The organism is Caballeronia sp. GAFFF2, from assembly GCF_023631485.1.
Classification (GTDB): domain Bacteria; phylum Pseudomonadota; class Gammaproteobacteria; order Burkholderiales; family Burkholderiaceae; genus Caballeronia.
This window is the reverse complement of sequence record NZ_JALQDA010000026.1, coordinates 1-23,067: the sequence shown is the minus strand read 5'-3', so window position 1 is coordinate 23,067 and position 23,067 is coordinate 1. Positions and strand designations below refer to the sequence as shown.

The 23,067-nt window shown below is 61.5% G+C and carries 20 protein-coding genes; 15 read left to right on the top strand and 5 right to left on the bottom strand.

Translation table 11 applies throughout. From position 1 onward, the window contains the following. Positions 1–332: 332 nt before the first annotated feature. Positions 333–1,337: a LysR family transcriptional regulator gene (locus NCT04_RS16385; RefSeq protein WP_250466546.1), complete on the bottom strand. Its 1,005-nt coding sequence runs from the start codon at positions 1,335–1,337 to the stop codon at positions 333–335. A 138-nt stretch (positions 1,338–1,475) separates the two neighbouring features. Between NCT04_RS16385 and solA the strand changes: the two genes are divergently transcribed. Continuing rightward, positions 1,476–2,648 carry an N-methyl-L-tryptophan oxidase gene (solA, locus tag NCT04_RS16380; protein WP_250466545.1) on the top strand — a complete coding sequence of 391 codons (1,173 nt, stop codon included), beginning with the start codon at positions 1,476–1,478 and terminating at the stop codon, positions 2,646–2,648. Here the strand turns inward: solA and NCT04_RS16375 are convergent. The 3 genes from NCT04_RS16375 to NCT04_RS16365 all read right to left on the bottom strand — a co-directional run bounded on the left by NCT04_RS16375 (position 2,645) and on the right by NCT04_RS16365 (position 5,958). After that, on the bottom strand, positions 2,645–3,703 hold the full coding sequence (locus tag NCT04_RS16375) for a LacI family DNA-binding transcriptional regulator (protein WP_250466544.1): 1,059 nt from the start codon (positions 3,701–3,703) through the stop codon (positions 2,645–2,647). The genes solA and NCT04_RS16375 overlap by 4 nt on opposite strands. 44 nt (positions 3,704–3,747) lie before the next feature. Beyond that, complete coding sequence (locus tag NCT04_RS16370) at positions 3,748–4,917, bottom strand: cupin domain-containing protein (protein WP_250466543.1); 1,170 nt, start codon at positions 4,915–4,917, stop codon at positions 3,748–3,750. A gap of 126 nt (positions 4,918–5,043) precedes the next feature. After that, a complete protein-coding gene (locus NCT04_RS16365; RefSeq protein ID WP_250466542.1) occupies positions 5,044–5,958 on the bottom strand; it encodes a LysR substrate-binding domain-containing protein in 915 nt (304 codons plus the stop codon). 162 nt (positions 5,959–6,120) lie between these two features. Here NCT04_RS16365 and NCT04_RS16360 point away from each other — a divergent pair, with 162 nt between their 5' ends. The 10 genes from NCT04_RS16360 to NCT04_RS16315 all read left to right on the top strand — a co-directional run bounded on the left by NCT04_RS16360 (position 6,121) and on the right by NCT04_RS16315 (position 16,523). Beyond that, positions 6,121–7,491, top strand: coding sequence for an ABC transporter substrate-binding protein (locus tag NCT04_RS16360; protein ID WP_250466541.1), 1,371 nt, complete (start codon positions 6,121–6,123; stop codon positions 7,489–7,491). A gap of 22 nt (positions 7,492–7,513) precedes the next feature. Beyond that, complete coding sequence (locus tag NCT04_RS16355) at positions 7,514–8,410, top strand: carbohydrate ABC transporter permease (RefSeq protein WP_250466540.1); 897 nt, start codon at positions 7,514–7,516, stop codon at positions 8,408–8,410. An 11-nt stretch (positions 8,411–8,421) separates the two neighbouring features. Then, positions 8,422–9,315 carry a carbohydrate ABC transporter permease gene (locus NCT04_RS16350; protein ID WP_250466539.1) on the top strand — a complete coding sequence of 298 codons (894 nt, stop codon included), beginning with the start codon at positions 8,422–8,424 and terminating at the stop codon, positions 9,313–9,315. Between the two features lie 21 nt (positions 9,316–9,336). Further along, complete coding sequence (locus NCT04_RS16345; RefSeq protein WP_250466538.1) at positions 9,337–10,398, top strand: ABC transporter ATP-binding protein; 1,062 nt, start codon at positions 9,337–9,339, stop codon at positions 10,396–10,398. Positions 10,399–10,446: 48 nt separating this feature from the next. Beyond that, positions 10,447–11,232 (top strand): HpcH/HpaI aldolase family protein, encoded by a 786-nt coding sequence (locus NCT04_RS16340; RefSeq protein ID WP_250466537.1) that lies wholly within the window; start codon positions 10,447–10,449, stop codon positions 11,230–11,232. 4 nt (positions 11,233–11,236) lie between these two features. Beyond that, entirely contained in the window at positions 11,237–11,947 is a 711-nt protein-coding gene (locus NCT04_RS16335) for an alpha/beta fold hydrolase (protein ID WP_250466536.1), read from the top strand. Between the two features lie 123 nt (positions 11,948–12,070). After that, on the top strand, positions 12,071–13,225 hold the full coding sequence (locus tag NCT04_RS16330) for a porin (protein ID WP_250466535.1): 1,155 nt from the start codon (positions 12,071–12,073) through the stop codon (positions 13,223–13,225). Positions 13,226–13,270: 45 nt separating this feature from the next. Beyond that, complete coding sequence (locus NCT04_RS16325; RefSeq protein ID WP_250466562.1) at positions 13,271–14,254, top strand: nuclear transport factor 2 family protein; 984 nt, start codon at positions 13,271–13,273, stop codon at positions 14,252–14,254. A gap of 153 nt (positions 14,255–14,407) precedes the next feature. Beyond that, positions 14,408–15,418, top strand: a complete 1,011-nt coding sequence (locus NCT04_RS16320) for an asparaginase (protein ID WP_250466534.1) — start codon at positions 14,408–14,410, stop codon at positions 15,416–15,418. 67 nt (positions 15,419–15,485) lie between these two features. Beyond that, on the top strand, positions 15,486–16,523 hold the full coding sequence (locus NCT04_RS16315) for a nuclear transport factor 2 family protein (protein WP_250466533.1): 1,038 nt from the start codon (positions 15,486–15,488) through the stop codon (positions 16,521–16,523). A 450-nt stretch (positions 16,524–16,973) separates the two neighbouring features. Here NCT04_RS16315 and NCT04_RS16310 read toward each other — a convergent pair whose 3' ends face one another. After that, positions 16,974–17,771, bottom strand: a complete 798-nt coding sequence (locus tag NCT04_RS16310) for an IclR family transcriptional regulator (RefSeq protein ID WP_250466532.1) — start codon at positions 17,769–17,771, stop codon at positions 16,974–16,976. Positions 17,772–18,008: 237 nt separating this feature from the next. On the opposite strand from NCT04_RS16310, the gene NCT04_RS16305 reads away from it, so the two are divergent. The 4 genes from NCT04_RS16305 to NCT04_RS16290 all read left to right on the top strand — a co-directional run bounded on the left by NCT04_RS16305 (position 18,009) and on the right by NCT04_RS16290 (position 22,702). Further along, positions 18,009–18,917 (top strand): hydroxymethylglutaryl-CoA lyase, encoded by a 909-nt coding sequence (locus NCT04_RS16305; protein WP_250466561.1) that lies wholly within the window; start codon positions 18,009–18,011, stop codon positions 18,915–18,917. Further along, a complete protein-coding gene (locus tag NCT04_RS16300; RefSeq protein ID WP_250466531.1) occupies positions 18,914–20,188 on the top strand; it encodes a CaiB/BaiF CoA transferase family protein in 1,275 nt (424 codons plus the stop codon). Before NCT04_RS16305 ends, NCT04_RS16300 begins: the two co-directional genes overlap by 4 nt. A gap of 73 nt (positions 20,189–20,261) precedes the next feature. After that, positions 20,262–21,569 (top strand): MFS transporter, encoded by a 1,308-nt coding sequence (locus NCT04_RS16295; protein WP_250466530.1) that lies wholly within the window; start codon positions 20,262–20,264, stop codon positions 21,567–21,569. A 2-nt stretch (positions 21,570–21,571) separates the two neighbouring features. Beyond that, positions 21,572–22,702 (top strand): amidohydrolase family protein, encoded by a 1,131-nt coding sequence (locus NCT04_RS16290; protein ID WP_250466529.1) that lies wholly within the window; start codon positions 21,572–21,574, stop codon positions 22,700–22,702. Positions 22,703–23,067 lie beyond the last annotated feature (365 nt).

Sequence of the window (23,067 nt, the reverse complement as noted above, 5' to 3'; positions counted from 1 at the left end):
TGGCCAGTCCGGCCGATAGCAACGCCCAGCAGCGTCGCTGCTGCAATCGTGGTTGCCCTGACTCACATTTATCGGCGTTCATATACGCCGTGCCTTCAATGAGGTTGAACGAATCGGCATAGCGGTGAAAGGTTCAGGCCACGTCGGGGCACTCCGCGGTTTCCTCCCTTGAGGCTTGTAGGACGCCTGCCCGCTGGCGTCTGGGCAAGTTGACGTGCTGATGGATCGGGGCAGCCGTCCTACAACCCTAAACAGAAAGGGTCGTTCGTTTGCGCCGACGCCTGGTCATTCGGGCGTCGGTTCTAGTCAGTAAGCGGACGTTCGAAACGACTTCAAGCCAGCGGTGGACTGGACTGTGGCGCGTGATTGTCGACGCGCACGTCAATGCACCTCTTAAGCACTGGGTCGAGAGACCGAAGGCGTGGCAGCAGGTCGTCGATCAGGATGCTTTGGATATCGTCGAACGCCTCCCGCAAAAACGCCGTGTACAGTTCCGCGCGAGAAAGCAGATAAAGCGACCGGCGCGTATCGAACTCGTCGATGGCCGCAAATCTAATCTGATTCGTAAGATGTCTCGCTTGCAGCGCGCAGAGTGGGGTCGTAATTGCCCAGCCGAGTCCGCCCGCGACCATCGACGTGAGCGTGTCGGATGTATCGAATTCCAGCAGTGCGGCGGATTGAATGGCGTGAGCGCGCACGATCTCCTCGATCTGTATGCCGATATGAGACTGCTGATCGAAACGAATCAGCGGCGACACCCTGCACAGCTTCAGCAGGTCGGACACGCGCGATTGCCCGTTATAAAGCGCTTTAGGGATCATCGCGACGAATCGCTCGGTCAACAGCGTGCGCCGAACGATGGCATTCTTTTCGAGCATCGACTGCGACGACACGACGAGATCAAGTTCGCGGCGAAGCAGCTTTTGCTCCAGTCCGAAAGACAGTCCCGTGCACACGGCCAGCCGCGTCGTGCGCGCGGCCAGCGCACGCGCGGTCTGACTGCCGCAGGTCGCCGCGAACGAATCGACCAGACCAAGACGGATGTCCGGTTTCACCCTTTGCGCGCAATCGGCGACGTTCTGTCCGAGATCGACCAGCGCGTCGATCAGTTCCGCCCCACGCGAGGCGAGCATGGTGCCCGCGGCGGTCAGCGTGACGGGCCGCGCGCCCCGGGTCACCAGAATGGCGCCGATTTGATTCTCGAGATTGCGGATGGTCTGCGATACCGCGGACTGACTGATGCCGAGCCGCTTCGCCGCATGCGACATGTTGCGCTCGTCGGCCATCGTGAGAAAGATGCGCAGTGCGTGCGTTTCGATCAGGGGTGTCGGTTTCATGTGTGAGCACCTTCATGCGTTCATTTGTTCCGGCGCAGCGATAGCGATCATCAGTGTGGCTAATACAAGCTGGCTTGAGTTGCCGCCATTTGATGCGCGAACCTAGAATGGCAGCACTACACGGCACCGGGAGCGGCGATGCATGACAGAAAGACAGCGGATGTGATCGTGGTGGGTCTGGGCGCGTTCGGCAGCGCGACGACCTATCAACTGGCCTCGCGCGGCGTGAGCGTGATCGGCATCGATCAGTTCGCGCCGCCGCACGACCGGGGTTCGAGTCACGGCGCAAGCCGCATCACGCGTCTCGCGGTGGGCGAGGGCGAGGTCTATATTCCGCTCATCAAACGTTCGCATGGCATCTGGACCGAACTCGAAGGCAGGACCGGCAAGAAGTTGTTTCGTCGCACGGGCGGGCTCATCATGGGGCCTCAGGACGGCACGATCAGCCACCACGGCAAGCCGGATTTCGTGCGCAGGACCATCGCAAACGCGCAGCGCTTCGGTATCGAGCATGAGGTTCTGGATGCAGCGGAGGTGTCGCGCCGATATCCTCAGTTCATCACGCGCGGCGACGAACTTGCCTACTTCGAACCGGATTCCGGCGTCTTGCTGCCGGAACTGTGCGTCGAGGCGCAACTTCAACAAGCGGAGTCGCTTGGTGCCGCCCTCCGGTGCAACGAGCGGGTCACGTCGATCGAAGAGGATGGCGGCGCGGTCCACGTCACCACGACGCTCGGCCGCTATAGCGCGGCGAAGGTCATCGTCACGGCCGGGCCTTGGGTGCCTGCGCTGAGCGGCGGCACGATCGAAAGCAATCTGCGCGTGATGCGTCAGGTGCTCTACTGGTTCGAGACGACGAAGCCTTCGCTGTACGCCCCGGAACGTTGCCCGATTTTCATCTGGATGTACGGCAGCGGCGACGAGGACTACATGTACGGCTTTCCGATGGTCGATGGGAAAGCGGGCGTGAAGGTCGCGACCGAGCAGTATCGCGATGCCTGCAACCCCGACGGCTACGACCGCACGGTCCGCGGCAAAGACGCCCTGGACATGTTTCGGCATAACGTGCAGGGCCGTCTCGACGCGATGAACCCGCGCGTGATCGACAGCGCGACGTGTCTCTATACGGTCAGCACCGATTCGGGCTTCATCGTCGACCGGTTTCGCGAGATGGAGAATGTCACGGTCGTATCGGCGTGTTCCGGTCATGGCTTCAAGAGCTCGGCAGGACTCGGCGAGCAACTGGCGCTGCAGGCAATCGGTTCGAACGATGTGAACCTGACGGCGTTCGGCGCGGGCCGGTTCATCTAGGGTGTGCTTTTCGTTACTGCAGGGAGGTCGGGATCGGGCAGGTCCATGCGTGCGGAATCACGCTTGATGAGTTCTCCTGGCAGCGTGACGAGGCGCGCGCGCATGCCCGGTTTGAGCCGGCGCGACGCCAGCAGGTCGACCGCCTTCCCGGCAAGCGTCGCGACTTGCTGTCTTACCGTCGTCAATCGATACGTGGGTCGTGCTGCCTCGGCGATATCGTCGAAACCGACGACCGAGATATCGTCGGGCACGCGCAAGCGCAGTTCATAGCGGCAGGCATCGATCGCGCCGAGCGCCAACTGGTCGTTCGCGCAGAACACGGCATCGAAGGCGATCGGTTTGGCCGATGCATGCCGGAGCATCGCCGCGCTGCCTGCTTCGTACGAGAAGTCGGAGCAGGCAATCTCCACTTGCCGCGCACCCAACTCCTTGACGCGCGTGACGAAGCCATCGATGCGGATATCGCTGACCGGCGCACCTTCAGGGCCGGCGATGCAGAGAAAGCGCCGATGCCCCGCGCGGAACAGCGCGTCGGCCATCTGCCGCGCGGCGGCTGCGTTGTCGGTCGTCACGCAATCGACGCCGCTTGCCGCGATGTGCCGGTTCAGGAACACCACGGGAATCCCGAAGCGCTGAAACCGTTCGATGTCCTCGCGCGACAGCGTGGCGCACGAAATCACACCATCGAGCGGAAATTCCGATGCGTTGTGCAGGGTTGCTTCGCCTTCGTGGTCATCGGCGACCGTAATCAGCAACAAGGTGAGATCGTGCGCCGCCAGCACCTCGGACACCGCGTAGAGCAGGTCCGGATTGTTGTGCAGCGTATAGCGCGCGACCACCACGCCGATGACGTTCGAGCGCCCCATGATCAGCGAGCGCGCCACCGCGTTCGGCCGGTATCCCAGACCTTCGGCCACCGCGATGACATGCGCGCGGGTATCGGGCGAGATCGCGCTGTCTTCCTGAAAACACCGCGACACGGTCGATTGCGAGACGCCCGCGGCGACCGCGACGTCATAGGATGTCGCGCGGGTGGTCTGTCTGGACTTGGCCATGTGCGAAAGCTGTGCCGATAAAGCCGCGATTCTAACCGCCCGCGTTACTGCGCTTCGAGCAAAGCAGCCGCTTCCTTGCGCGTTTCATTGGGCAGCAGATGCAGCGGCGCGAGAAAGCCGTTGTGATCCGTGCCAACGCCCGCTTGCGCGGCGGCCGCGACGATCTCATCCGACCAGGTGATGTGCTTGCGCTGGTCGCCGCTCGTCATCACCGCGATCAGCAGCGGTTTCTCTCCGACCGACCGAAGCGAGCGCCATGTATCGCCCGGCACCGAATACAACGCCTGCTCGGGCACTTCGATGACGCTGTCGCCATCGGGCAATGGGAGCGTCAGTTCGGCGAGACCTTCGAACACGATCAGCACTTGTTTGGCATCGATCCTGTGCTTGCCGATGCACTGCCCCGGCGCGACACGCAGCCATTCGATGGAGAAGCCATGCGGATTGGTCACGCCGGACGCCTGATCGCGATCCTGCGACATGCCGAAGCCGACCGCGCTCGCGATTTCCGACGCATGACCCGGCAGCACGTTATCGAGCAGCGCGCGGGACGACCACACGCGGTCCGTCACCTTGACCATGCGCGCGCGCATTTCCTCGGGCGAGTAATGCCGTAAGGACGCAATCGCCTGCTGATCGATCGGCTCGATGAGTTCGTCGCGCGCAGGCATGGGTGTACCGTTCGCGGTATCGACGAGGATGTTCTCTTTGGTCAGGAAGAGGCCGTGACGCGCGGCCTGTTCGAGAATCGACGGATGCCAGATGATGCCGCCGGTGTTGTCGCCGCCGAGTGCGGAGAAGATCCAGCCATCGTCGCTGCCTTCGTTGCTGAAACCGCGAAAAATCCAGGTGGGAATGCTGAGCACGTCGCCCGGCTCGCCGATGACCGTGCCTTCGTCGCCATTCGCGCCCCAGCGAAAGCGCCACCGTCCCCGAAAGATCATGAACACTTCGGCGGTGTAATGCAGATGCAGGTTGTTGACCACGCCCGGCGGCATGGCGGCCACGCCGAGACTGAAACCGTGCGGCTCTTGCAGGTTCACGACCTGATCCGCGCTTTGCGTCACGCCCGCGCCGATCAGCGAATAGTTTTCCTTGCGGTCCGAGCCCTTCATCTTGCAGTCGATGAACGCGACCTTGCAGGCAACCATGTCCGAACGCTTCACGAGACGCTTGCGCGCGGCGGCGTCGTTCAGGTCGAGGTAGGGATTCATGTCACTCTCCGTGTTTCGAGTTACGAGTTAGGAGTTACGATTTTCGTCGCTCAGCGCTTTATGCATTCGAATGCATAGATTAATGTAAAAGATCCGCGACATGCAAGCACAGACGAAAAGAGGGCGTTACGAAACCGCCGAGTCGGCGTAGCGGGCGGCTTCCGCGACGGCGATATCGATGAAGTTCAGCAGCGCCGGATTGGCGTCGTTTTCGCGCCAGGCGAGTTCCAGCACGGCAAGCGGCGTGCGCTTCAGATCGAACTGGCGAAACTCGACGCCCGGATAGCGCATGTGCCGCGCCGATGCAGGCACCACCGCCATTCCGATGCCGCTCGACACGAGCGCGACGACGGTATAGAGCTGCGTGGCTTCCTGCGCGACCGCAGGCGTGATGCCCGCGTTATCGAGCATCTGCGACACGATCCGGTAGAAATACGACGAATCTTTCCGGTCGAAAAGAATGAGCGGTTCCGATGCCAGCGCCTTGACCTGAACGTGTTCGATCAAAGCAAGCGGATGATGCTCGGGCACGGCGAGCATCATTGGTTCGCTAATGAGTTTTCGGGTGCTCAGATCGCCCGGATCGTTGGCGAGCGGACGCATGAGACCCACGTCCATTTCCCCGGCGAGCAAGGCCTCGCGCTGCGTGGCCGTCACGCCCTCGCGCAAATTCAGCCGCACTCGCGGATGCAGCGACCGATACGCCCCGATGCAGCGCGGCAGCAATTGCGGCAGCGAGCCGGTAACGAACGAGATGCCCAGACGGCCGCTCTCGCCGCGTCCCGCGAGCTTGGCCTGATCGACCACGGCATCCGCTTGAGCAAGCAGACGGCGCGCGCCGGTCAGCAGTTCGATGCCCGCGTGAGTCAGTTGAAGCGGACGTTTGCCACGGATGAAAAGCGGGGTTTCCAGATCGGCTTCGAGTTGCATGATCTGCTTGCTGAGCGGGGGTTGCGTCATGTGCAGACGATTCGCCGCGCGCAGGAAATTCAATTCTTCGGCCAATACGACGAAGTATCGCAGCAAGCGCAAGTCGACCATGCTCGATTCCCAAAAGATATGAAATGCCAATGAATAATATATTAGACAGAATTAATTGGCCGGTTCAAATTTCACACACTTCTGCATGAGCACGCAGCGCGGCACGGATCGCGCCGCAGCAAAAAGCGCGTGCAGATCCCGTCGATGGCCGGAGATATGAACATGCATCGTCGTGTTGTATATGCCTCTCTTTCGCTTTTGCTGGCGCTGTCCTGGGAGCCGGTCTGGTCCGCGGATCAGGGCGCATCCGGTGCCGGGACCGATGCATCGATTTTGTCCGCCTCGCGCCTGAAGCCGGGGCAGCCGTACAAGGGCGAGACCATCAAGATCATGGCGGTCAACACGCCGCAGTTCGTCGCCTTGCAAAAGCGCACGGACGCCTTCACGGCCGCGACCGGCATCAACGTGAAGTGGTTGTTCGTGCCGTTCAAGCCGCTCCAGGAAAAGGTCACGAGCGTCGGCGTGGCGGCGAACGGTAACGTGGATATCGTCAACTATCTGGATCAATGGGGCGCGGCGTACGCGCACTGGCTGGTGCCGCTCGACCCGCTCGTCGCACGCGATGGCTACGACCTAAAGGATTTCCCCGCGCCGTTCCTGCAATCGGTCACGCACGACGGCAAGCTCTATGGCATGCCCTTGCGCAGCAACGTGCAGATGTTCCTCTATCGCAAGGACGTGCTCGACGCACTGCATATCAAGCCGCCGGCAAGCTGGCAGGACGTGATCGACGCCGGCCCGCGCATACGCGCGGCGTATCCGGACATGGCGCCGCTCGCCTGCTACTACGGCGCCGATGGCAATCGCCAGAATCTCTTCGCCTGGGCGGATTTCGTTCGCGGCGCGGGTGGCCATATTCTCGATGCCAAAGGCTACCCCGCATGGACGTCGCCGCAGGCGATGCAGGCGACGCGCGAATACATCGCGCTCTACACGAAGCACGAACTTTGTGGACCGGGCGCGACCTCCAACGTGGAACAGGATGCACGCATCTCGTTTCAACAGGGCCATGCGGCGATGCTGCCCATCTGGCAGTGGTCGTATGCGGCCGTGACCAATCCCAAGGACTCGACGCTCAAGCCCGAACAAGTCGGCTTCGCGCCGATGCCCGCGTACAAGCCCGGCGACGCGCCGACCACCGTCGTCAACACCATGCCGATGTCGATCTCCATGTACTCGAAGCACAAGGAAGCGTCGTGGGAGTACCTGAAGTGGCTCGCCAATGCCGACCTCGACAAGCGCAACGCCATCGAGCGCGACGTGAACGGTTATGCCGTGCGCAACAACGTGGTGAACCGCTTTTCGAGCATGCGGGATGCCGGCGTGAATGCGGCGAACTCGAATGTGCCCGCCGCCGAGATCAAGGCGCTTGCCGGCAACGCGCAGCCCATGCCTGAAGTGGTTTTTTGGCCGGAAGTCGCGGATATCGCGTCGATTGCCATCAATCAGGCCGTGACGGGTGAGGACATCGATGCACTGATGACCGATGCCGCCGCGCGCGCGCATCGTGTCGTCGAACGCGAACTTCGCTAACACTCGTTCTGGAGAGGACGCCATGTCCGAACGTCTCGCCAAGTATGGAATGGTCGCGCCGGGACTTTTCATCGTCCTGGCCACCGCGCTGTATCCGCTCACCACGACCTTTTATCTTAGCTTCCGCAACTGGAATCTGGGCCGCGCGAACGAGTCCAGAGCGCTCTGGCAGCCCGCCGATGGCTTGTCGCAGATCGGCTATCTGTTCGACAACTACACGCGCGCCCTGACCGATCCGGCGATGTGGAACTCTGCGCTTGTCACGGCGATGTTCACGATTCTCTCCGTCCTGCTGACGGTGTCGCTGTCGCTCGCGGTCGCCGTGCTGCTGTTTCGCGGCGGCCCGGTGCGCGCCGTCCTGCGTTCCATGCTCGTGCTGCCGTTCGCCATGAGCCCGGCGCTCATCGGCGCGTTGTGGCGCTTCATGGCCAACGCGGACTTCGGCCTTGCGGGCGCCATCAGCCGCGCCTTGCACCTGCGCAACGTCGATCTGCTGGGCAGTCCGTCCGGCGCGTTCTGGCTCGTGCTGTCGAGCGATGTATGGCACTGGACGCCGTATTTCGCGCTCATCTTCATCGGCGCGCTGGCGTCGGTTCCGAAAGAGAGTCAGGAGGCCGCGCAGATCGACGGCGCGACCGCCACGCAGGTGTTCTTCTCCATCACGCTGCCGCAGTTATGGCCCGTGCTGGCCGTGGCGATGGTGCTCAAGGGCATCTTCGCGCTGAAGATCTTCGATCAGGTGGTGATGATCACCAACGGCGGTCCCGGACAGGCCACGCAAACGCTGAGTCACTTCATTTACTTCCAGGGATTCAAGTATCTGAACATGGGCTATGCCTCGGCGGTCGGCTGGCTGCTCGTGATTCCGATGATGATCCTGACCGTACTCTATGTCCGCATGACGCAGCGCGCGAAATGAAAGAAACGACCATGACCACCGATTCCCTGCACGACGTTATGCCCGAAGACCAGTCCCATCCTGTGAGCACGTACCGTGCGCCGGGCGCGGTCTCGACGAGCCTCGCCACGTTCGGACGCGGCCTCGCGCTCGCCGTACTGTTCCTCGTGATCGTGCTGCCGCTGTACTGGATCATGTCCGCGGCGTTCAAGCACTACGTGGATATCTATCGCCTGCGCGTGGCCTTCACGCCGACGTTCGGCAACTTCATCGAGATCATGCGGGAGCCGTTCCGCGTGCAGGACAAGCTGGTCAACTCGCTGATCGTGTCGTGCTCCACGGTCCTCATCACGCTGCCGATTGCGACCGCGGGCGCGTATTCGTTCTCGCGCTTTCGCCTGTTCGCTCACAAGTCGCTGATGGTGGCCGTGCTTGCCACGCAGTTCCTTCCGCCGGTCGTGATCGTGCTACCGTTCTTTCTGATGTTCCGCGACCTCGGGCTGTACGACACGCGCATCGCGCTCATCGTCGTGCAGACGGCAATGGTGATGCCCTTCGCCATCTGGATGATCAAGGGCTTCATCGACCAGATTCCCATCGATATCGAAGAATCCGCGCTGATCGATGGCGCCACGCGCATGCAGGTCCTCTATCAGATGATCATGCCGATCGCGCTGCCGGGCATCGTCACGGCGGGCATCTTCTGTTTCATCCTGTCGTGGAACGATTTCATCATCGCCGTGATTCTGAGCGCCGAGGATGCGGTGACGTTGCCGGTGGCCATCGGACTCTTCAATCGGGAAGAGGGCGATCTCTGGCAACTCATCAGCGCGACCGGGCTTTTCATCATGCTGCCGATGTTCCTGTTCGCCTCCTTCCTGCAGCGCTATCTCATTCGCGGAACTACGGCTGGCGCCGTGCGCTGACCTCATCTCAGGGCTACCGACATGACTACCGTCACACTGAATGGCATCAACAAGACTTGGGGTGGATTCCAGGCGGTCAAAGGTCTGAACATGAAGATCGCCGAAGGCGAGTTTCTGGTGTTGCTCGGACCGTCGGGCTGCGGCAAGACCACGACGATGCGCATGATCGCCGGTCTCGAAGATCCCACAGACGGCGACCTGATGTTCGACGCGCAACGCATGAATGGCATCGCACCGCGTCAGCGCGACGTGTCGATGGTGTTCCAGAACTACGGTCTCTATCCGCACATGAGCGTGTACGACAACATCGCGTATCCGCTGAAGCTGCGCAACGTGCCGGCCGCGCAGCGGGATCGCGAAGTGAAGCGCGCGGCCGACCGCGTGGAACTCGGCCATCTGCTCGCGCGGCGTCCGGCGGCGCTTTCCGGCGGGCAACGTCAGCGCGTGGCGCTGGCGCGTTCCATCGTGCGGCGGCCGCGCGTGTTTCTGATGGACGAACCGCTTTCGAATCTCGACGCCAAACTGCGCGGCACCATGCGCGCGGAACTCAAGCATCTCGCGCGCGAACTGGCGGTGACGACGGTATATGTCACGCACGATCAGGTCGAAGCCATGACGCTGGCGTCGCGCGTGGCGATCATGAAGGACGGCGTGTTGCAGCAGATCGACGCGCCCGAGCGCATCTATAACGATCCGGCGAATGCCTTCGTCGCGGGTTTCATCGGCTCGCCCGCGATGAATCTGCTGCATGGAGAAGGGCGCGACGGCCGCTTCTTCTTGCCCGATGGCGCGCAGCTCGATATCGTGCCGCCGCGCAATGGTCCGCTTTCGCTGGGCGTTCGACCGGAAGACGTGGCGATCGAAGCTGCGCCCAGCGAAGGATCGTTCTCGGCGGAAATCTTCGCGTTCGAAATGCTCGGCGACATCACGCTCATCACGCTGAAGATCGGCGGCCAGTACTTCGTGGTCAAGGGCGACAAGTCGATCCGTCATGCAGACGGAGAACGCATCTGCCTGAAACCGGACGCATCGCGCTTGTTCTGGTTCGATGGCGCGACGGGACAACGCATTGCAAATGTTTAAAGACCGGCGCAATCGGGCGGATAGAAGTGCAACAGGAGATTTAGTGACATGCGTCCCAATCTATTGAAACAGAAGTTTTTGGCGGGCGAGTCGATCGTGAACGCATGGTTGTCGATACCCAGCAGCTACGCGGCGGAAGTCGTGGCGTCGCAAGGCTTCGATTCGGTCACGGTCGATTTGCAGCACGGCATGATCGGCTTCGATTCCGCCGTGGGCATGCTTCAGGCCATCAGCATCACGTCCGCAACGCCGCTGGTGCGCTCGCCTTCGCGCGATCCGAACGACATTATGCGGCTGCTCGACGCCGGCGCGTACGGCGTGATCTGTCCGGCCATCGATACGCCGCAGATGGCGGCCGATTTCGTCGCGGCATGCCGTTATCCGGGGAAGGGCACGCGCTCGTTCGGTCCGGCGCGCGGGCTGTTGTATGGCGGCCCCGACTACTTCTCGAAGGCCAACGACGTGATTCAGGCCTTCGCGATGATCGAGTCCAAAGAGGCACTCGACAATCTGGATGCCATTCTCGCCACGCCCGGTCTCGACGGCATCTACATCGGACCGAACGATCTGGCGCTGAGTCTGGGCGTCGCGCCCTCCGCGCAGCCGGGCGAAATCGTCGAGCAGGCGATTGCGCGCATCCTCGACGCGGCGCTCGCCCGTGGCTTGCTCGCGGGCATCTTCTGCAGCGATGGGGATGCCGCGCGACGTCGTCTCGAACAGGGCTTTCATCTCGTCACGCCGGGCAACGATGCCAACGCGCTCGCGGCGGCTAGTTCATCGCGCGTGCTAGCGGCGCGCGGTGGCAAACAGGCCATCGGCGTCAGCGGCTACTAAGGTCATGAACACGATTCCGCTCGTCCTCTTGCCCGGAACCTTGTGCGATGCGCGCGTCTGGCATGCGCAGGCGAATGCATTGTCTTCCGCACGCGAAGTGCGCGTCTGCGAACTCGGCGACCAGCCCGCAATGCACGAAGAAGTCGCGGCCTTGCTGAAGACACTGCCGCCGCGCTTTTATCTGGCGGGATTCTCGCTGGGCGCAATCGTGGCCTTCGAGTTTGTTCGGCAGGCGCGTGAACGTGCGGCGGGCCTGGCGCTCGTCGCGAGCACGGCCCGGTCGGACCCGGCGGAAAACCAGGCGCGGCGCCGCGCGTTGCTGGCACGCGCCAAGCGCGGGGAATTGGCGGGCGTTCTGAATGACGAACTCTTGCCGTTCTACTTTTCTCCCGTGTGCAAGCAGCGCGAAGTCCTGAGCAATCTCGTCGTGTCGATGGCGGAAAGCTGCGCGCCGCGCTTCGGTCATCACACGCGCTATGCAGTCGAACGTCCGGACTCGCGTCCGATGTTGTCGTCGCTCAAGATTCCGGCGCTGATTCTGTACGGCGACGACGATGGCGTCATACCGTTCGACCGCCAGACCGAAATGGCTGAAGCCATGCCGCATGCGCTGTTTCGCGGTGTGCCGGATTGCGGTCATTTCGTGCCGCTCGAAGCGCCGGATGTGTGCAGTCAGGCAATGCAGGACTGGATGGAATTGCCGTTGAACGATTGAGAAGACAGCACAAACAAAAACCGGAAAGCAAGTTTTCAAAATAAATAGCACTACTGCAAATATAAAGCCTTAAAAAATCTACCGATTTCCCGACCACAAACCTTCGACCAACGGACTATCGTTATGAAACCCGCTCGCTTGTCGTTTCCGCTCGCATGCTGCCTCACTGCGCTTCAGGCACACGCACAAAGCAGTGTGACGCTGTACGGCATCATTGACGAGGCATTCCAGTACACGACCAATCAGGCGGGCGGCCATGCGTATCAATTGCAAAGCGGCACCTTGAGTGCCTCGCGTTTCGGCTTTAGAGGCCGTGAAGATATCGGCAATGGCTATGCCGCGATTTTCCAGCTTGAAAATGGTTTCAATTCGAATACCGGAAAGCTCGGACAGAACGGACGCTTGTTCGGCCGTCAATCGTGGGTGGGAATCGCTTCGCCGTATGGCAACTTCATGCTCGGACGCCAGTACGACCTGAACACCGATTTCGTCGGCCCGTTCGAATCCGGCTACTTGTGGTCCGGCGGTCCCGGCACGCAGCCTGGCGACAATAACAACTTCAACGGCAGCTATCGTCTCAACAACGCCGCGAAGTTCGTGAGCGTGCCGTTTTATGGTTTGAAGGTCGGCGCGATCTATTCGTTCGGCGGCACGCCGGGTTCGACCGGCAGCAACTCGGCTTATTCTGGAGCCGTCTCCTACACCATTGGCGGATTCTCCGTCGCGGGGTCTTATTCCCATATCGACCGGCCGAACACGTCCATCTACGATGGCACCTCGACCACGACCGGCGTCGTGGTGTCGGGACTCAGCTACTCGGGCTTCGTATCGGCACGGACACTGCAAATCGCGGCGGCGGGGGCATCCTACACGCTCGGTAACGGCACGCTGGGCGGCACGTTCAGTAACGTCGCGTTCAAGGGACTGGGGAGCGGTGCCGGGCCGAATCCCGAAGGATATTCAGGCAGCGGCGTGCTGAACTCATTCGAGGCAAACTATCTCTATTACCTGTCACCCGCATTGCAGGTCGGCACCGCGTTCATCTATACCCGCTCGAATTCCGTGAACGGTGCGCCCGGTGCGATCTATCGGCAAATCGATCTCGGCGCGACATACAGCTTGTCCAAGCGCACCAATGTGTATATCTGGGCGTACGGTCAGAAGGCGAGCGGCACGAACTCGGTGGGTGCGCCGGCGGTCGCGCAGTTCGCCTTCACGACCGCTTCATCGAACAGCAAGCAACTTGCAGTCGTCACCGGCATTCGGCACCGCTTCTGATTGGCCGAAACAGCGTAACTTTCGACGAGGAAAATCGACGTGACAATGGATCTGGGCTCGTACAGGAATGTTCCTGATTTCATCTATGGCATCACGCGCGAGATCTGGGAAGATCGCGGCATCGGCGGAAAACTCCAGCAATACTATGCGCCCGATATCCTGCTGCGCGCCGCGACCGGCTTCACGGGCAGCAATGAGGGCGTCACGGCGCAAACGCTTCAGACCTTGCATCAGTTCCCCGACCGTCAACTGGTCGGGGAAGATGTCATCTGGACGCCCTACGCGGACGGAACGTTCTTGTCGTCGCATCGGCTGACCTCGGTCATGCGGCACACGGGAGACGGCATTCTTGGAGCAGCGAAGGGGCGCATGGTGCGCAGTCGCATCATCGCGGATTGCTGGGTGCGCGATCAGGTGGTGGTCGAAGAATGGCTCGTGCGCGATCAGGCGGCGTTCGCGCGCTGCCTCGGAACCGACGCCCGCACGCTCGCACGCGAGATGACGGATCGCGAGTTGCGACAGGGCAAACCGATTTCCTTCTTCGTGCCCGCACATGACAAGCCCAGCCGTTACCAGCCGACCATGCAGGACGACGAGGCGGCGAACGCTTACGTGCGCGGCATGAAGCGCCTCTGGCACGACAAGGAAACGGCGGCGATACGCGACATGTACTTCCACGGTGCGGCGTTTCATGCGCCCGGTGGCGATGTGCTCTACGGTCACTGCGATATCGATACCTTCGCGCTCGGCTATCTCGCGTCGTTTCCCGATGCGGTCCTCAAGATCGAGAGCGCGCGTGTGAATCGCGAGCCTGAGCAACCGGTGCGCGTCGCGGTGCGCTGGTCGCTCACGGGTACGCATTCGGGCTTCGGGCATTTCGGTGAGCCTACGGGCGCGCCGGTCTACATCATGGGGATGTCGCATGCGAACATGACCGGCGGCAAAGTCGTGACCGACTTTTTCGTGACCGACGAAGTCTCCATATGGAAGCAGATTTTCGCTCACACCGAGAGTCACGCAGGCGCATGAGGCGCCCGTTACAGCCTGGCTGCATAAGAAAATCTGGAATAAAGAATAATGACGTGTGATGGTGCGAAGTTGACGGTCGGCACATGAAGGCGCTTGCTGTAGGCTTCGTCTTTCACAACGTCACGAGACATCATTGAACAAGGGACGTGCTCGATGAGACAGACTCCTGTATCGCCTGACCTTCGCCGCATCGTCGTGATGGGTCTTGGAGGAACGATCGCAGCGAGCGCGCCCAGCGCCACGCAGACGCATGGCTACGAACTGACCGGCGCGATCGCGGATGTATTGAAGCAGGTTTCGCAACTGGCCGACATCGCCGATGTTCGTTTCCAGCAAGTGGCGAACGTATCGAGTCAGGATATCGATAACGCGATGTTGTCGCGTCTCTTGCATGCCGTGAACGCACAGCTTGCCGATGCTTCAGTGGACGGCATCGTGATCTCGCATGGGACCGACACGCTGGAAGAAACCGCGTACTTTCTGCATCTGCTCGTGAAGGGCGACAAGCCCGTGATACTGACCGGTGCGATGCGTCCTTCGTCCGCGCTCAGCGCAGATGGACCCTTGAATCTCTTTCATGCGGTGCGGGTCGCTACCGATCACGCGGCGAGCGGCAAGGGCGTGCTGGTGGTGATCGACGAACGTATCGTTTCGGCGAAGGGCGCGGTCAAGCTGCATACGAGCGCAACGAGTGCCTTCAGCAATCCGGCCATCGGACTGCTTGGCTCCGTAAGTGGCGGAACGCCCGCGTTTCATGCGGTCGTGCCCACAACGGCAGCGAGTGAGTTCGATCTTCCTCGCGACCTGCCCGATAGCTTGCCGCAGGTCGATATCGTCTACGGTCATCAAAGCGCCGGCGTGCATTTCTATCGAGCGGCCATCGACGCGGGTGCGCGCGGCATCGTGTTCGCCGGCACGGGAAACGGCAGTCTTTCTCACGCGGCCAAAGCGGGCGCTCTCATGGCGCGCGAGCACGGCGTGGCATTCGTCCGGTCGAGCCGCGTTCCGGGCGGTGGCGTGGCGCCGTGCGCTGATGACGAGGACTACGCCACCATCGCCGCGCACACGCTCAATCCGCAGAAAGCGCGCGTCTTGCTGATGCTGGCGCTCGCACGACACATGGATACACAGGCATTGCGCCGATGCTTCGCGCTTCACGGATAACCGCTGAACGCAAGCCTGCGCGCAAGGGTGCGCAATTGAACGTCAAACCCTGAAGGAGTGGTTTCAAATGAACGAGCAACTGGCCGACATCAATCCCGCTGCGTATGCGCCTTATCGCGATCCGCGCGAGTACATCACGAGCTGGACCGACAAGATTTGGATCACGCGCGGACTGGGCCATCTCAAGGATCATTACGCGCAGGACGTGAAGGTCCATACGTGCTATGGCGAGACCTACGGCTTCGATCATGTGATGAAGAACTCGATCCAGAAGATGGTCGCGTTCCCGAATCGCGGCGGCGGTCATGACGACGTGATCTGGGAGCAACGCGGCGCAAACGGATTCGTCAGCGCGCACCGCGTCTTCAACAACGCAACGCATCTGGGCCACTGGACGTATGGGCCGCCGACCGGCAAGGACTGGGTCAATCGCGGCATGGCGCATTGCGTGGTCATCGACAACAAGGTGGTCGAGGAATGGGTCATTCGTGACGAGTTCGCCGTGCTTCAGCATCTTGGACTCGATCCTTTCGAGGTCGCCGCGCAACTCGCGGCGCGATCACCGGTGCTCGGGACTGCCATCGACACGGGTGCGCACGCCGCGCCGTTTGCCGGACGTATCGCGAATCCGGTGAAGGCGGGCATCTCCGGTGTGCGTCCGAACCGCTACGTGGCCGAGTGTGAGATGGTCGCTGAGATGTTCGAGAACGTTTGGAACGGCCGCTACTTCGACATGGTGCCGAAATACTTCAGCGACACGATCGTCTGTCAGAGCGTGAGACTCAGGCGCGTCATGGGCATCGCCCCGTATCAGATGGAATTGATGACGCTGCTCGCCGCCGTCCCCGATGCGCAAGTGGAAATCCGCGACTTCGTCGTTCACGAATCGGAAGACCTGGGATTGCGCGTGGGCACCATATGGCTCTTGCGCGGGACGTACTGCGGATCGCCCATGTACGGCCCGACCAACAATGCGCCGGTGAACATCCTAGGGTCGTCGCACTTCGAATTCCGTCATGGAAAAATTCACCGAGAAGTGCGCGTCTTCGATGAGATCTCTGTCATGGCACAGATAATTCGGGCGAACGGAGATGCTAGTTGTTAGGCTTCGATAGTGAGGTTCAGACAGGGGCTGCCGTTTAATTTCCAGCTGGCCGACAAGACGTTGTGGCCCTCAGATCGATTGATGCCTTCGGAGGTCTCGGAACATAGGCCAAGCCGCCGGCGAATCTCTTATAAAGACGTCTTCGGCTTCGTCTTTCGATAGGTTCGCGATAATCGAATGGCGGGTCCGTGTCGAAACCCGCCATTGATGGTTTGCCTTTCCCACCGGCCGAGTTGGGTCGGTTTCGGGCGACCGCGTCGGGTCGATTCTTACCGTCCTCGACACGCAGGATGCTGCCCCGGCCGGTCTCGCACTTGCATAAAGTTCACGATATGACGGCTCGATGCGCGGGCGGAATCGTGACTAAAAAAACTTAAGCCCCAGACCGCTGCGCTGCAGCTCGATGTGTCCATGTTCATCACGCGCTATATCTGCACGTCGAACTCGTTCTCAGACCTGTGAAACAGAAAAGCCATCCCTCCCTGTTACTGCGACGGCCGCATCATATCGAGGACCATTGCCGCCCAAAGCGAGGGTTGCACGCTTGGCATTCGCGAGCAAATTACTAAGCGCCGCAGTCATTACTTCCGGCACGTCGAAACGTCCTTTCGGACCCGATAGCGTCAGCGCGCCAGCCAACTCCCCGGCCGCCCCAAAAACCGGCACTGACACCGATGCCGTCTCTGGGTCACGCTCCCCAAAAGAGACCGCCCACAAGCGATCGCGAATCTCCGTCCACCGCGGATCGTGCGCTTCAGTGAACGCGAGCAGCACTTTGCCCGAAGCTCCTTTGTCGATCGCGAACTCTTCACCGACGCGGATCGAAACCCGGACGCTTCGCGAAGGCTCGACACGATAAAGGACCATACGAAAGTCGCCCTGCCGCACGTAAAAGGACGCCGTTTCGCCGATGTCCCGGCTTATCTGCTGAAGCAACGGCTCGATTACAGGTCCAACCTGAAATGATCGCTGATAGAGCGCCGCGAGGCGCAACGGTTGATGGCCAACCGCGTACTGTCCGTCGTCGAGCTTCCTGATGAACCCACCGTGCTCCAGCGCGCCCAGCAACCGCAGAACGGTGCTCTTGTAGAGGCCGGTTCTTCGAGAAAGCTCGGTCATCGTCAGCTTGTCGTCGGTCGGTCCGAACGAATTCAGGATCGCGAAGGCACGGTCCAATACGGCAACGCCGCTTGATGTGTCCGTCGCTTCGGTCAGCGCTGCCGATGGCGTAGGTGAGTCTTTGGCCACGTTCTTCCCCTAAATATGTGCTCGCTACTGTACGGTTTCACCTGACAGAACTCAAGTTCTAAAAATCGCGAATCGAGGGTTTACCAGCTTGCCGAGCTCTCTACCCAGCACTATAGTTCTTTCTAACAGAACAACGATCTATCAGATAGAACTATGGAGCGTGCCAAAGTGACCGATTCGAAGGTGCTGATTAGCGAAGTAGGACCACGCGATGGCCTGCAAAGCATCAAAAGCGTGATGCCGACGTCCGCGAAACTCAGGTGGATTTCCGCGCTCGCGGCCACCGGATTGCGGGAAATCGAGGTCGGCTCGTTCGTGCCGGCGAAGCTTCTGCCGCAGATGGCCGACATCCGCGAAGTCGTGGCTCACGCGCTGTCCATTCCCGGTTTGCGTGTCGCCGTACTCGCGCCCAACCTGCGCGGCTGTCAGAACGCGTTCGAGGCAGGCGTGCACAAAGTGACGCTGCCGGTTTCCGTGACAAACGAGCACGCGATGGCCAACATCCGCAAGACCACGGCGCAGCTCATCGAAGAAGTGCGCGAGATCGTGGCTCTGCGCGACGCGCAGTTTCCGGACATCGAAATCGAGGCGGGCGTTTCGGTTGCGTTCGGCTGCACCATCGCGGGCACCGTCACGGACGACCAGACCATACGCATGTGTGCGGCCATGGCCGAATGCGGCGTCGATGAAATCGGTCTGTCGGACACGAGCGGCTATGCGAATCCTGCGCAGGTTCGGCGCCTGTTCCGCCGCCTTGAGACGGAGTTCGGCGATAAAGCGGGCGGGGCGCATTTCCACAACACGCGGGGCCAGGGTCTGGCGAATGTCGTCGCGGCGCTCGACGCCGGTGTGACGACCATTGATGCGAGTCAGGCGGGTTTGGGCGGCTGTCCGTATGCGCCGGGCGCGACCGGCAACATCGTCACGGAGGACCTGGTTTTCCTGCTTGAGTCGATGGGCTACGACACCGGCGTCGATGTGGATGCACTCATCGCGGCCCGATCCATTCTCGCCGACGCGTTGCCCGGCGAAGCGCTCTACGGGCACGTCCCGGACGCGGGCTTGCCGAAGGGCTTCACCTATGCAAACGGCCGCTCACCGAGCGCGCCGCAACCCGAAGGATGCCTCCTGGGAGTCGCGCAATGAGCGAAGCTGCAAACAATCAGTCGTTGCCGTACAGCGGCGTGCGCGTCGTCGAAATGACGCACATGGTCATGGGGCCGACCTGCGGCATGGTGCTCGCGGATCTGGGCGCCGACGTCATCAAAGTCGAGCCGATCAATGGCGATAGCACGCGTGCGCTTCGCGGTTCGGGCGCGGGCTTCTTCGGCACGTTCAATCGGAACAAGAAAAGTATCGCGGTCGATGTGAAGCACGCGCGCGGCGTCGAAATCGTCCACAAGCTGCTTGCCGGCGCCGATGTCTTCAGCGAGAACTTCAAGTCCGGCACGATGGATAAGCTCGGACTCGGTTACAGCGCGCTGTCGAAGCTGAATCCACGCCTTATCTATGTCTCGCATAAAGGCTTTCTGCCGGGTCCGTACGACCATCGGACGGCGCTCGACGAAGTCGTGCAGATGATGGGCGGGCTCGCGTACATGACCGGTCCCGAAGGTCGGCCGCTGCGCGCCGGCACGAGCGTCAACGACATCATGGGCGGGATGTTCGGCGCAATCGGCACGATGGCCGCGCTCGCGCAGCGTGAGCGCACCGGCCGGGGACAAGAAGTCCAGAGCGCGCTGTTTGAAAACAACGTGTTTTTAGTCGCGCAGCACATGATGCAGTTTGCGGTGACCGGCAAGGCCGCAGCGCCGATGCCGAGCCGCATTTCGGCCTGGGCCGTCTACGACGTCTTCTCGGTCAAGAACGGCGAACAGATCTTCCTGGCCGTCGTCTCGGATACGCAATGGGCGATCTTCTGCGATGCGTTCGGCCTCGCGGAACTGAAGTCCGACGCGCGCATCGCGACGAACAATCAGCGCGTCCAGGCGCGAGACTGGCTGCTGCCGCTGTTGCGCCAGCACATGGAGGCGTTCACCGCTGCCGAGATCAGCGCGGTGTTCGAGCGTGCCGGTCTGCCGTACGCGCCGATCACCAAGCCGCAAGACCTGTTCGATGACGAGCATCTTCTCGCCACGGGCGGTCTCGCCGATGTCACGTTGCCAGCCGATGCGAGCGGCGCGGGTCAGCCCGTCGCGACCCGAACGGCCTTGTTGCCGCTGACGCTTGGAGGCGAGCGGCCTCGGCTGCGCGCGGCGCCGCCGTCCCTCGGACAAGACACGAGAACCCTGCTTCACGAGGCCGGTTATTCGGCAGAAGACGTGAGGCAGTTGACGCAAGCCGGCGTCGTCCGATGCGGCGAACACCAGCCCGACGATGCACTGGATGCATCGGCCAACGAGATTGCGAGCGCCTGAACACTACACAGATAAAGCACCATGGCCGCGCGGTTCCGTCCGCGCACGGCCGCGATGTGTCCGGAGACAAAACATGACATCCCTTTCCTCGAACCTGACGGGCGACAGCCCGGCGATATCGACGCTCGAACAACAGGCGGTCAGAAAGGCCGCGTGGCGATTTATTCCGATCCTCGCGCTCGCGTATTTCTTCAACTACCTCGATCGCACGAGTGTCGGCTTCGCCGCGCTGACGATGAACCGCGACCTCGGACTGACCGCGACGCAATTCGGCTGGGGCGCGGGGATCATGTTCGCCGGCTATTGCATCTGCGAAGTGCCGAGCAACCTCGCGCTGTATCGCTTCGGCGCGCGCCGATGGCTCGCGCGAATCATGATCACGTGGGGATTCTTCGCTGCGGCGACCGCGCTCGCGACAGGGCCGACCAGCCTCTACGCGATCCGGCTGCTGCTCGGCATCGGCGAAGCGGGATTCTTTCCGGGCGTGATCTTCTTCCTCGCCGTATGGTTTCCTGCGAGCTATCGGACTCGGGTGCTGGCGTGGTTCACCGTGTCGACGCCGTTGTCGTCGTTCGTCGGCGGACCGCTCTCCGCGTGGCTGCTGAAGCTGGACGGCATGCTTGGACTCGCCGGCTGGCAGTGGATGTTCATCGTCGAGGGACTGCCTGCCTGCGTGCTCGGCGTCTTCGTGCTGAAGCTGCTCGCTGACAAGCCGGCGGATGCCAAGTGGCTGTCGGCTGAAGAGCGGCAAGCGCTCCAGGTCGCGTTTGATCGCGAAGGCCAGGCTGGCCAGAAGAAAAAGAATTTCGCGGCGGCCCTCAAAGACGCTCGCATGTACATCCTCGCGATGATTTCGTTCGGCTTCACGATGGGCTCGTATGGCATCGGCATCTGGCTGCCGCAGATGCTCAAGGCGCACGGCATGAGCGTCATCGAAACAGGCTGGATTTCGGCGATTCCGTATTTCTTCGCCACGATCGCACTGCTCTGGTGGGCTCAGCGCGTCGATCGCCGGGGCGGCCATATCGCGAATCTGGCGGCGGGGCTTTTCATCGGCGCGGTGGCGCTGAGCGTGTCCACGTACTTTCAGCAACTGCTTCCGGCGATGATCGGCATCACGCTTGCGCTTATCGGCACCATCGCGGGCCGCACCATCTTCTACACGCTTCCGGCGCGCTTTCTTTCCGGACAGGCCGCAGCGGGCGGACTTGCGCTCATTAACTCGATCGGCGCGCTGGGCGGTTTTGCCGGGCCCTATCTCGTCGGCTATCTGAAGGACAGTTTCGGGACGTTCTCGGCAGGCATGATCGGGTTGTCCGTCGTGCTGGGCATCACGACCTTGCTCACGCTGTCGCTCTTCGCGTTCAACCGGGGAGAGTGAGCATGCACGGTCTTCGTTCGTCGAATCGCCGCCGTATTCTTCGCGCGGCGGCTGCGTCGATTCTGATTCCCGCGATGACGCAGCGGCCGGGATTGGCAAAGGAGGAATGCAGAACCATGTCTTCATCGAGCAATTACCTTCCCGTGCGCGCCGACTGGCTCGCGTCCGGTACCGAGCCCGCGCTCGAACCCGATATGCCGATCATCGATGCGCACCATCACTTTTACGAGCGTCCGGGCTGGACCTACATGCTCGATCAGTATCTCGACGATGCGACGTCCGGGCACAACATCACGGCATCGGTTTATATGCAGGCGCTGACGCGGTATCGTCCGTCCGGGCCGGAAGCGCTGAAGCCCGCCGGGGAAATCGAGTACGTTGCCGATGTCACCGCGCCTTTGCAAAAGGGCAAGCCGCAGGTCGCGAAGGGCATGGTTGGCTACGCGGACCTTCGCCGTGGCGCGGCGGTCCGTGATGTTCTCGAAGCCGAACTCGAGGCGGGCGATGGGCGCTTTCGCGGCGTTCGGCATCTCGTGACTTACGACCCGGACACGACGCTCGCCAATCCGCTGACCGCCGCGCCACGCGGACTGCTGCTCGACAAGGACTATCGCGCGGGGTTCGCGCAACTGGGGCCGTTGGGACTGTCGTACGACGCTTGGCTGTTTTTCCCGCAGTTGCCGGAGTTGTACGACCTGGCAAAGCGCTATCCGGACACGCCCATCGTCATCAATCACTGCGGTGGCGTGGTGAGAATCGCGAGCTATCAGGATCATCGCAAGGAAGTGTTCGAACGCTGGTCGCGATCAATGCGCGAGTTGGCGCAGTTGCCCAACGTCTATGTGAAAGTGGGCGGGCTGGGCATGCGCATCAACGGATTCGACTTCGAGCAAGGCGAACGGCCGCCGTCCTCCGAGCAACTGGCCGAAGCCTGGACGCCGTGGATGATGACGTGCATCGAGGCCTTCGGTCCGAACCGCTGCATGTTCGAAAGCAATTTCCCTGTGGACAAGGGTTCGTACCCGTACAGCAATGGCTGGAACGCGTTCAAGCGCATGACCGCGCGGGCCAGTGCAGATGAACGCGCGGCGCTGTTCCGGGGAACGGTGGAGAAGGTCTACCGGCTTGCTTAAGCCATCTTGGGCAGGCCAAGTCTGCACAATCGCAGCTCAACGGCCAGAACACGCGATGACCGGAACGTTAGTCTGATGGAGCCTTAGCCGGTCAAGTCGGCCGCTACCAGCCATTCGGCGGTATGACAACGCTGGTATCGAAATGGCGGGATTAGTTCCACAAGAGACATCCGACAACTTGCGCGTCGAATGACGGAAGGGGGTCTATTTCGTTGAAAAACCCGGTTATCGCCCATGGGCGCGCATGTCTGGGCGTGCAATCGACGCGCTCAAGGCTCTTTCCGAACATGCCGCATCTGGGCGTTGCTCTGCGATGCATTTCAAGCGGCCGCTGCCGCCGTTTCTTCCTGCTTTGGCATCAACCA